Source organism: Acinetobacter sp. SH024 (genome assembly GCF_000163635.1).
GTDB classification, from domain to species: domain Bacteria; phylum Pseudomonadota; class Gammaproteobacteria; order Pseudomonadales; family Moraxellaceae; genus Acinetobacter; species Acinetobacter pittii.
Genome location: NZ_GG753602.1, coordinates 351,630 through 363,487, shown reverse-complemented (window position 1 = coordinate 363,487; position 11,858 = coordinate 351,630). Strand labels below are relative to the sequence as shown.

The following is an 11,858-nucleotide window of genomic DNA, read 5'->3' as shown; positions in this document are numbered from 1 at the left end:
TTTCTGTGACCCACATTCACCTTGGCAAAAAGGCACATGCGAAAATATGAATGGTTTAATTAGGCAATATTTACCTAAAGGGATTGATTTAAATCAGGCAGATCAGCATTATTTAAATCAAGTTGCCATGTCACTGAATACTCGTCCTAGAAAGGCGTTAGATTGGCTTACACCATTAGAGAAATTTGCTCAGCTTGTTGATTATCATATGGCTTTTGAAACTGTCGCACCTCATGTTTGAATTCGCCCTTCTTCTTTTGAGCCTGGTTTTAAGTCAACGATAAAACCACGATCAATTTTCAATTCATCTACAGGTAAATCTTTTAAATATAAAAAGCTTGAATGGCCTGTTCCAAAATCATCAATTGCGACTCGAATGCCCATATCACGTAGTCGCTCACAAGCTCGAATACTTAAATCGATATGTCGCATTGCTGTTGATTCAGTAATCTCAACAATTAAGTGATGAGGTTGAATTTGATATTTTTTCAATAATGCTTCGAGTGTACTAAATAATTTTTTATTTTCGAACTGTAGTGCAGATAGGTTTACTGCGACTGGATAAAATGGGGTGTTACTGCGTTCCCACTCTTGAATTTGCAGGCAAGCTTGCTCAAGTGCCCAATATCCCATTGGAATGATCAAACCCGTTTTTTCTGCACCTTCTATAAACATATGCGGTGTGAGTATTCCTAAAGCTGGATGATTCCAACGGATTAATGCTTCAACCCCACAGACTTCAAGATTCGTATTAAATTTTGGTTGGTAATATAGGATGAACTGCTTTTCTTCTACGGCCTTATAAAGATCATTGATCAGTTTTGACTGACTTCTCGTTTCTTGTTGGTGGGTTGAATAACTAAAGATGGTGTAAGTATTTCGGCCTTGTTCTTTAGACATGAGCATCGCGGCATCAGCATTCATGAGTAAGTCCTGAACATTTTGTCCATGCTCAGGAAATAGTGCCACCCCTAAACTTGCAGAGATATTAATTTCTTTACCAGAAATCTGATAACTCTCTTGAATCAGCTGTAAAACTTTCTCAGCCAAAATAACTGCTTCATCGGCATTTGTATTTTCGGCAATAAGCAAAAACTCATCACCGCCAATTCTAAGCAGTTTGCACTTCTCATTGAGTTGCCAATGTAAGCGGTTCGCCATCTGAATAAGTAATTGATCACCCACATGATGTCCAAATGCATCATTCACCGATTTAAATCGATCTAAATCAATGTATAAGAAAGCAATTTTCTGGTCTTTGTATCGATGATCTGAAAGTAATACTTCAGCATAATCCACCAAATAAAGGCGGTTAGGTAATTTGGTTAAATTGTCTTGTATAGATAGGTTAGCTAATTCTTTATTTGCTTTGCGCAGCTCTAAATTCTGTTGAGTAAGGCGTTGCTCTAACATTGCAACAATAAAACTTGCTACGAGTACCAAACAGGTGACTAGAATAATTGTGAATAATAATAAGTCATGCTCAGCCTGATATTGGCTGATAAATTTATCGGTAATATTCGTCGCAATAAGCGCTGTGTAATGCATCCCCATAATACTTAAGGTCATCATAACCGAAAATGCGATTTTTAAAGTTAAGCGATATCGTTCGGTGTCTTTTAATTTATAGGCGAGTAAAAACGCTAGCCCTGAACCACTCATCGCAATTAATACAGAAAATAAAAGTAAAAACGAAGTGTAATCTTTTTTATAAACATTAATATTCCAGCCCAGCATGCTAATGTAATATGAAGCTGAAATTCCGATTCCCATAATAATCGAGCTCAAAATGAGTCTAAATAAAGGGAGTGTAAAACGCGAAGTCAACCACATCGCAATGCAAGATAACAATGCACTAATAGCATAAGATATTGCAATTAAAGGAATATTAGAGTGAGCTGTATCAAACAGATGATAAGCTTGTATACCAACAATATGGACGATGCTAATTGCTAAGGCGAGTAGCAATCCATTAATAAATAAAATTAAGGACTCAAATTTCTTATAGACTTGCTTGAATATTAGCTGCTCCATGGAAATTACAATATAACAAATGAAGCCAGCTGCAATAAAAGAGCCGACGATCAATGTGCTATCGTAATCAACATGACCCATATTGGACTTCCATGATTATTCAATACTTTTTTTTATTTTGTTCAACTCATTGCCCAAAATACAATTAAACATGTTAAAGAAATTTTAGTAAATTTGACTTATTCAGTCAGTTATAAACAATAACATTATCTATCTTTTGGTCAAGTATTTTTTACTTTATAAATCAATAAAGTAAATAAAAATTAAGCAGCCAATTATATGAAAAATATAGAATTTATTTAATCTAGTCAAGTTGACCTAATCGCAATTTTCACATTCAAATAAAATAGTATAAATAAAGAACCCTGCTTAAAGCAGGGTTCTTTTAAAACGTTAGATAAAGAAAATTAGTTCTTTTCTTTGTCTACGATTTTGTTTGCTTGAATCCAAGGCATCATTGCACGCAACTTATTACCAGTTACTTCAATACCATGTGCAGCATTTTGACGACGACGAGCAGTCATAGATGGGTAGTTTAACGCACCTTCTTGAATGAACATCTTAGCGTACTCACCAGATTGAATACGTTTCAATGCATTACGCATTGCTTCACGAGATTGTTCATTGATTACTTCAACACCAGTTACATATTCGCCGTACTCAGCATTGTTAGATACTGAGTAGTTCATGTCAGCGATACCACCCTCGAACATTAAGTCAACGATCAATTTAAGTTCGTGTAAACATTCGAAGTAAGCCATTTCTGGTGCATAACCAGCTTCAACTAAAGTTTCGAAGCCCATTTTCACCAATTCAACCGCACCACCACAAAGAACTGCTTGCTCACCGAATAAGTCAGTTTCAGTTTCTTCACGGAATGAGGTTTCGATAATACCTGTACGGCCGCCACCTACGCCAGAAGCGTAAGAAAGAGCAACGTTACGTGCATTACCAGAAGCATCTTGGTGGATTGCAATTAGGTCAGGAACACCTGAGCCACGTTGGAACTCTGAACGTACAGTGTGACCTGGTGCTTTTGGAGCAACCATGATTACGTCTAAATCTTTACGTGGAACAACTTGGTTGTAAAGAACAGAGAAACCATGAGCAAATGCAAGAGTCGCGCCTTCTTTGATGTTTGGCTCAATCACGTCACGGTAAAGTTGTGATTGGAATTCATCTGGAGTCAAAATCATTACGAGGTCAGCTTGCTTAACAGCAGCAGGAACTTCTGCAACTTTAAGACCTGCGTTTTCAGCTTTCTTCCAAGAAGCTGAATCTGCACGTAAACCTACAGTTACGTCTACGCCTGAGTCTTTAAGGTTAAGTGCATGAGCATGACCTTGAGAACCGTAACCAATAATCGCTACTTTCTTGCCTTGGATGATTGATAAGTCACAGTCTTTATCGTAAAAAATTTGCATTTGTGTTCTCCGCTAAAATACTTTTTAAAAAATTAAATGGCTAATACTTTTTCGCCACGGGCGATACCAGATACACCTGAACGAACGACTTCTAGAATAGTGTTTTCTGCAAGCGCATCGATAAAACCATCTAATTTTTCAGTTGTCCCTGCTATTTGAATGGTATAGGTAGTTGGTGTCACGTCTACAATCTGCGCACGGAAAATATCCGCTGTTCGCTTAATTTCAGCACGTGAAGCACCTAACGCTTTCACTTTAATCAACATCAGTTCACGCTCAATGTGTGAACCTTCTGATAAATCAACTACTTTTACAACTTCAACAAGTTTATTGAGCTGCTTTGTAATCTGTTCAATCTTATGGTCATCACCATAAGTTGTTAATGTTAAGCGTGACAAAGTTGGGTCTTCGGTTGGCGCAACATTCAGTGTTTCAATGTTATATCCACGTTGGCTAAATAAACCAACAAGGCGAGAAAGCGCACCAGCTTCGTTTTCAACGAGTACAGAAATAATATGTCTCATTATGTACGCTCCCCTTTACCTAACCACATATCCTTCATAGACTGACCTGCGATCAGCATTGGATAAACATGTTCCGTGCGATCAACCATGACATTAATGAATACACATTTATCATTAATCGCCATTGCTTCAGCAAGCTTCGACTCTAGTTCATCGGCATGATCAATCTGGATACCAACGTGACCATAAGCTTCCATTAACTTGCCAAAATCAGGCAATGATTCAACGTATGAGCTTGAGTGACGGCCCTCATAGTTCATATCTTGCCACTGCTTCACCATACCTAAAGCACGGTTATTCAAGCACAAGATCTTCACATTCATGCCATATTGCTTACACGTTGAAAGCTCTTGAATACACATTTGAATTGAAGCTTCACCAGTAATACAAACAACTTGTTGATCTGGGAAAGCGAGCTTCGCAGCCATTGCATAAGGTAAACCTACGCCCATGGTGCCCAATCCGCCTGAGTTAATCCATTGACGTGGACGTTTGTATTTGTAATACAACGCACCAAACATTTGGTGTTGGCCCACATCTGAAGTGATGATGGCATCACCATTGGTCGCTTTATATAAAGCTTCAACAACTTGCTGTGGCTTCATTGTGCCATCAGTCGGGGTTTCAAACTTCAAGCCATGAACTTTACGCCATTCATTAATTTGATCCCACCACGCAGCAATTGCTTCAGGGTTTGGCTTAGACACATTCAATTGTTTCAACTGCGTCAACATTTCCTGAAGTACAGGCTCAACCGCCCCTACAATCGGAATGTGCGCCATAATTGTTTTTGAAATGCTCGCCGGATCAATATCAATATGAATAACTTTAGCATTCACACAGAATTTTGCTGGGTTATTGGTCACTCGGTCATCAAAACGCGCACCAATTGCAAGAATGACATCAGCATTATGCATCGCCATATTTGCTTCATAAGTACCGTGCATACCTAACATGCCCACAAATTGTGGATCATCGCCAGGGAAGCCACCAAGGCCCATAAGTGTGTTAGTTACTGGATAACCTAGTAAATGCGCGAGTTCAGTCAATAATGCCGATGCATTACCTTGAACAACACCACCACCCGTATAAATTACAGGGCGTTTTGCACTTAAAAGCTCATCAATCGCTTTACGAATTTGGCCAGAATGACCACGTGAAGGTGGCTGATAAGAACGCATCTTCACTTTTTCAGGATATTCGTACGCAAATTTTTCTGCAGGATTTGTCGCATCTTTAGGAATATCGACTACAACTGGACCAGGGCGACCACTTGCTGCGATATAAAATGCTTTTTTGATAATTGCAGGAATTTCGCTTGCATGACGAACTTGGAAGCTGTGTTTCACGATAGGACGTGAAATACCTACCATATCAGTTTCTTGGAAAGCGTCTTCACCAATAAGATGTGATGCAACCTGGCCAGACAAAATCACCATTGGGATTGAGTCCATATAAGCTGTTGCAATTGGAGTCACAGTATTAGTTGCGCCAGGTCCAGAAGTGACCAGTACTACGCCAGTCTTACCTGTAGCACGCGAGTAAGCATCTGCCATATGACCAGCAGCTTGTTCATGACGTACGAGGTAATGATTGATTTTGTCTTGTTGAAATAGCGCATCATAAATATGTAATACAGCGCCGCCTGGATAACCAAAAACATGTTCAACGCCTTCGTCCGCAAGAGCACGAACGAGCATTTCACCACCAGATAAAAGTTCCAACGTGATTCACCCTAAAATCTTTATCACTATTTATGGAAGGCACAAATAGTGTTTCATTCATTGAATTGTCTGCACTGTTATAGCACACATATTGTCTAGTTTTCGTTGCAATAGAAAAATTTCTGTTTTTCAGCCGTATAAGCTTTTTTAACATTAATAAAGCATGTCTGGATATACATACTTTAAGTAAAATCAATCTCTCGGCTAGAGAGAATGTCTATTACAAAACATGACGGTTATTCGAAGGGTGATCAAATAATCGCATATAAAACTAAAGGAAGCATTTTTGTTGTTTAATTCACTAAAGTCAAGATTAAAGAAACACTTTTCTATGATTATTTTTTAACTGGCTATTTTTTCATCTTATTTGATTTTTCCACTTTTCTTTTTTTATGATTACCCCGCTTTTTTTAGGTTTATTCTTGTTTAATTTTTAACGGAAAATAAATCCATCCCGAAACTGCATTTTTGTCGATTTTGCGCTATGCTGTGCAACAATCTTTAATATCAATTTTTGTTGTATAGCTTACGTCTATGACTATTTCTCACATTGACCCCGAATATCAAGCAAACACGATTGAACCATCAGTTCAACAAGATTGGGAAAATCGTAAAGTCTTTAAAGTTGCCGACACTGTCGAAGGTAAACATCGTTACATCCTGTCAATGTTTCCTTACCCAAGCGGCAAGCTGCATATGGGGCATGTGCGTAACTATACAATTGGCGATGTGATTAGCCGTTTCTATCGTTTAAAAGGTGAAACTGTATTACAACCTATGGGTTGGGATGCATTCGGTTTACCTGCAGAAAACGCAGCAATTGCCCATAAAGTTGCTCCGGCAAAATGGACATTTGAAAACATTGCGTACATGCGTGACCAATTAAAAAAATTAGGTCTATCTGTAGATTGGGATCGTGAATTTGCAACTTGTACACCAGAGTATTATCACTGGGAACAATGGTTATTTGTTCAGCTTTATAAAAAAGGCCTGATCTACCGTAAACTTTCAACAGTAAACTGGGATCCAGTTGACCAAACTGTTTTAGCAAACGAACAAGTTGAAAATGGTCGCGGATGGCGTTCTGGTGCATTGGTTGAAAAGCGCGATATTCCAATGTACTACTTCCGTATTACTGACTATGCACAAGAATTATTAGACGACCTAGACACTCTACAAGACGGCTGGCCTCAACAAGTGTTGACCATGCAGCGTAACTGGATCGGTCGCTCTACAGGCATGGAAATTACTTTCCCATCTGCCAATACCGAAATTTATGCTGATGGCTTAACTGTTTATACAACACGTGCTGACACGCTTATGGGCGTGACATATGTTGCCGTTGCAGCAGAACACCCTCTTGCGCTTAAAGCTGCTGAAAACAACCCTGAATTGGCTGCATTTATTGAAGAGTGCCGCATGGGTTCAGTTGCAGAAGCGGACTTGGCAACAGCCGAGAAAAAAGGCATGGCAACAGGCTTGTTTGTAAAGCATCCTGTAACTGGTGAAGAGCTTCCTGTCTGGATCGCAAACTACGTATTAATGTCTTACGGTTCTGGCGCAGTGATGGCTGTACCAGCGCATGACGAACGTGATTTTGAATTTGCAAACAAGTTCAACTTGCCAATTAAGCAAGTGATTGATGCTAAAGGTACTGACGATGCAGACTACTCTGCAACTGAATGGCAAGAATGGTACGGTTCTAAAGAAGGTAAACTTGTTAACTCTGGTGAGTTTGATGGTTTAGAATTCCAAGCTGCTTTTGATGCATTCCTTGCAAAATTAGAACCACAAGGTTTAGCAAATTCTAAAGTTCAATTCCGTTTACGTGACTGGGGTGTTTCTCGTCAACGTTATTGGGGTTGTCCAATTCCAATGATTAACTGTGATACTTGTGGTCAAGTCACAGTTCCAGAAGACCAGCTTCCAGTTGTATTACCAACTGACGTTGTTCCAGATGGTTCAGGTAACCCGCTTAATAAAATGCCTGAATTCTATAAAACTAAATGTCCTTGTTGTGGTGGCGATGCACGTCGTGAAACAGATACATTGGATACATTCGTAGAGTCATCTTGGTACTACGCACGCTATGCGTCTCCAGACTTCACTGGTGGTATGGTTAAACCTGAAGCAGCTCAAAACTGGCTTCCTGTAAACCAATATATTGGTGGGGTTGAACACGCGATTCTTCACTTACTTTATGCACGTTTCTTCCACAAATTAATGCGTGATGAAGGTGTAGTACAAGGTAATGAACCATTTACCAACTTGTTAACTCAAGGCATGGTGCTTGCTGATACATTCTATCGTGAAGCAGAAAATGGTAAGAAAACTTGGTTTAACCCTGCTGATATCGAATTAGAACGCGATGAAAAAGGTCGCATTCTTTCTGCAAAATATTCAGGTGATGGTCAAGAAGTTGTGATCGGTGGACAAGAAAAAATGTCTAAGTCGAAAAACAACGGTATCGACCCACAAGCGATTATTGATCAATACGGCGCAGATACAGCGCGTGTATTCATGATGTTCGCTGCTCCACCAGATCAATCTTTAGAATGGTCTGATGCAGGTGTTGAAGGTGCAAACCGTTTCTTGAAACGTGTATGGCGCCTTGTAGCAAGCTTCCTTGAAAAGAGCAACCAAGCTTCTACGATTGATGCTGCTAACTTGTCTAAAGATGCTCAAGATTTACGTCGTAAAACACACGAAACTATTCAAAAAGTAAGTGATGATATCGAACGTCGTCATGCATTCAATACTGCGATTGCCGCTTTGATGGAATTGTTAAATGCGAGCAACAAGTTTGAAGCAAAAGATGACAACGACGTTGCTGTAGAACGTGAAGCGATCACCACACTGTTAACTTTACTTGCTCCATTTGCACCACATTTAAGTCAAACATTATTGGCTCAGTTTGGTACAGATGTAACAGAAGCAACATTCCCTGAAGTCGATGCTTCTGCATTAACTCGTAATACGCAAACGATTGTTGTACAGGTTAACGGTAAACTTCGCGGTAAACTTGAAGTTTCGGTTGATATCTCTAAAGAAGATCTATTAGCTCAAGCTAAAGCCCTTCCAGAAGTTCAACAATTCTTAACAGGACCAACAAAAAAAGAAATTGTGGTTCCAAATAAATTAGTTAACCTCGTGGTTTAATTAAAGTTATTAATGAGAGGATCAAGCATGCACTTTGCCAAACGTTTAGCCGCTGTTGTTTTGACCTTAGGCCTTAGTGCAGGCTTAGTCGGGTGTGGATTTCATTTAAAAGGAACCAACCCGACTGCAACTCCGCTTGTTTATAAAAAATTAAGCCTTGAGTTACCAGCTAAAACTGATGATTTGGAAACCCAGTTAAAAGTTTATTTAGCTGCAAATGGTGTTCAATTCAGCAATGATAATGATGCCTACGTACTGCGTGTTTTAGAGTACACTCCACGTCGTCAGCTTTTAAACGGAAAACTAACGGAAGTATTATTACGCTTAACCGTAACCTTCCAGATTGAAGACCGTCAGGGTAATAAAATTACTGAACCACGTTCATTAACTGCATCTCGTAGTTATCAGTATGATCTTGCAACGGTTAACACCGAAAATCAGCAAGAATCTTATTTGCAACGTATTGTGATCGATGACATTGCACAGCAAATTACTCGTCAGATTTCAGCAAACCGTTTACCAAAAGCTCAGCCTTAATCTTTATTTTTACCAGCAATGAAAATTGACTATTTACAAGCCTTAAAACGCATTCCGGAAGCACGGGGTGCGTGGATCTTACATGGCCAAGAACCTTTGCTGGAACAAAATTTATTAGATGCTTTTCGTAAAAGTTGGCAACAACAAGAAGTTGAAAGACAACGCTACGATATTAGTAGTGTAAGCGACTGGAAAAATGTTTTTAACGCTCTTAACAGCTTATCTTTATTTTCTCAGCAGCTTGCCATTGAAGTACATGGCAATATAAAGCCTGACGCAAATGGGCTAAAACAACTTAAAAGTTATATTCAACATAATGAAACTAACCTGCTTTTAATTGTTTTACCTAAGCAAGATAGTAGTAGCTTAAAGTCTGCTTTTTTCCAAGTTGTGGAAGCAAATGGTGTTGTCGTTGCCCTAACGGCAAACTATCCGCAAGACCGTCAAAGAATTTTATCTGCTGAAGCAGAGAAACTTGAAATTCAACTCGATAATGACGCATGGCAGTGGCTCATGCAGCATCATGAGCATAATCTGCTCGCAGCTAAGAATAGCTTGATGCGTGTAAGAGATACTTTTCCAGACCAACAACTGATTCAAATTGAACAGTTGTATGCTTGTTTACAAGATCAATCTCGTTACACCACTTACGATTTAAGCGATGCTTTATTAGAAGGTAATCTCGCTCAGTCCATTAAGATTTTTCAATATTTAATTGCAGCTGGTGAACCAGAAAGTCTGATTTTATGGACACTAAGCAAAGAAATGCGTTTATTGATGCAATTATTTGAACAGCCTCATAATGCATTACAACTTGGTATCTGGAAAACTAAAGTCAGTTTATATCAACAAGCGTTAAGAAGATTAAATCCTCAACAATTTTTAGGCTGGTCCACCCTTCTATTACAAGTTGATGCAGCAATTAAAGGAATGTCGAATGAAAATGCCCAACATTTGATGCAGCAGGCCATTGCTGAATTATGTGGTAAAACGCTATTTATACAATAATTCGGCGGAATCATTTTTCTTCATTCTTGAAATATAATAAAAATTCACGTTTTATCCTCATTTCGCTTTTATACTAAATTAAATTTTAAACTTTTCGACCTCTCACCATGCCAAAAATAAAGCCAATCAAACTTGTTATTATTATCCTCTGTATAGCAGTTATTGCTGTATTAGCTTGGAAGTTTTTAAAGCCTAAAGAGCAGCAACCTCAATATATTACTGCTGAGGTAACACGTGGGGATATTGAAAATAATGTACTTGCGACAGGTACACTAGATGCAACTAAACTAATTAGTGTGGGTGCACAGGTATCTGGTCAGGTTAAAAAGATGTATGTACAGTTGGGCGATCAGGTTAAACAAGGTCAACTCATTGCACAAATTGACTCAACCACCCAAGAAAATAGCTTAAAAACTTCTGATGCAAACATTAAAAATTTAGAAGCGCAGCGCCTTCAACAAGTTGCTTCTTTAAATGAAAAACAACTTGAATACCGCCGTCAGCAACAAATGTATGCGCAAGATGCAACGCCACGTGCAGATTTAGAATCGGCTGAAGCAAGCTATAAAACAGCTCAGGCACAAATTAAAGCATTAGATGCACAAATCGAATCTGCAAAAGTCACAAAATCTACGGCACAAACCAACATTGGTTACACACGTATTGTAGCTCCAACTGATGGTACGGTTGTCGCGATTGTGACCGAAGAAGGCCAAACTGTAAACGCAAACCAAAGCGCTCCAACAATTGTCAAAATTGCAAAACTACAAAACATGACGATTAAGGCGCAGGTGAGTGAAGCTGACATTATGAAAGTTGAAAAAGGACAACAGGTTTACTTTACAACTTTAGGTGATGAAACTAAGCGCTATGCAACATTACGTCAGATTGAACCAGCTCCAGACTCAATTTCTAGCGAATCAACAAGCTCTACAAACTCAACAACAAGCTCGGCTGTTTACTACAATGCCTTATTCGATGTGCCAAATACCGATGGTAAATTGCGTATTGATATGACTGCACAAGTTTATATCGTATTAAATTCAGCTAAAAATGCTTTATTGGTTCCATCTTCTGCTTTAAGTAGTAAACAATTTTCAGGTCAAAGAAAATCAGGCCAATCATCTGATAAATCAAGTTCTTCACCTGAAGCAGCTAAAAAATCTCAAGGAAACGGAGCTCGTCTACAACGCCTAAACTTGACTACTGAACAAAAACAACTCGTTGAACAAGGTAAATTAACGCTAAGTGTTGTACGTGTATTACAAGCTGATGGCACAACTAAACCAACTCAAATTTTGGTTGGCATTAACAACCGTGTAAATGCGCAAGTTCTTGCGGGCTTAAAACAAGGTGATCAAGTTGTCATTGCCGATAGTGCCGATACTTCTGCTGCATCAGCAAATAGTAGTAATAACCGTCGCCGTAGTGGCCCAATGGGAATGTAA

8 protein-coding genes and 1 pseudogene are annotated in these 11,858 nt (G+C 38.9%); 5 read left to right on the top strand and 4 right to left on the bottom strand.

Annotated features, from left to right (window positions below; genetic code table 11):
* The coding region (locus HMPREF0013_RS18235; RefSeq protein ID WP_005802468.1) for an IS30 family transposase at positions 1-241 on the top strand (241 nt) is incomplete at its 5' end.
* A gap of 8 nt (positions 242-249) precedes the next feature.
* On the opposite strand, the pseudogene HMPREF0013_RS18230 reads toward HMPREF0013_RS18235, so the two are convergent.
* The 4 genes and pseudogenes from HMPREF0013_RS18230 to HMPREF0013_RS18215 all read right to left on the bottom strand — a co-directional run.
* Positions 250-2,115: pseudogene (locus HMPREF0013_RS18230) on the bottom strand (EAL domain-containing protein); the annotation flags it as partial.
* Positions 2,116-2,441: 326 nt separating this feature from the next.
* Positions 2,442-3,458, bottom strand: coding sequence for a ketol-acid reductoisomerase (ilvC, locus tag HMPREF0013_RS18225; RefSeq protein WP_002115094.1), 1,017 nt, complete (start codon positions 3,456-3,458; stop codon positions 2,442-2,444).
* 32 nt (positions 3,459-3,490) lie between these two features.
* Positions 3,491-3,982, bottom strand: a complete 492-nt coding sequence (gene ilvN / locus HMPREF0013_RS18220; RefSeq protein WP_002114824.1) for an acetolactate synthase small subunit — start codon at positions 3,980-3,982, stop codon at positions 3,491-3,493.
* A complete protein-coding gene (locus tag HMPREF0013_RS18215; protein ID WP_002115026.1) occupies positions 3,982-5,706 on the bottom strand; it encodes an acetolactate synthase 3 large subunit in 1,725 nt (574 codons plus the stop codon). The genes ilvN and HMPREF0013_RS18215 overlap by 1 nt, the downstream gene beginning before the upstream one ends.
* A gap of 534 nt (positions 5,707-6,240) precedes the next feature.
* Between HMPREF0013_RS18215 and leuS the strand changes: the two genes are divergently transcribed.
* From leuS to HMPREF0013_RS18195, 4 genes are all read left to right on the top strand, one after another.
* The gene (leuS, locus tag HMPREF0013_RS18210; RefSeq protein WP_002114754.1) at positions 6,241-8,865 is read left to right on the top strand and encodes a leucine--tRNA ligase; all 2,625 of its coding nucleotides are present in this window, start codon (positions 6,241-6,243) and stop codon (positions 8,863-8,865) included.
* A 27-nt stretch (positions 8,866-8,892) separates the two neighbouring features.
* Positions 8,893-9,402, top strand: a complete 510-nt coding sequence (lptE, locus tag HMPREF0013_RS18205; RefSeq protein ID WP_002115142.1) for an LPS assembly lipoprotein LptE — start codon at positions 8,893-8,895, stop codon at positions 9,400-9,402.
* Positions 9,403-9,420: 18 nt separating this feature from the next.
* Entirely contained in the window at positions 9,421-10,410 is a 990-nt protein-coding gene (gene holA, locus HMPREF0013_RS18200; RefSeq protein ID WP_002114918.1) for a DNA polymerase III subunit delta, read from the top strand.
* Positions 10,411-10,517: 107 nt separating this feature from the next.
* Positions 10,518-11,858, top strand: coding sequence for a MacA family efflux pump subunit (locus HMPREF0013_RS18195; protein WP_005804245.1), 1,341 nt, complete (start codon positions 10,518-10,520; stop codon positions 11,856-11,858).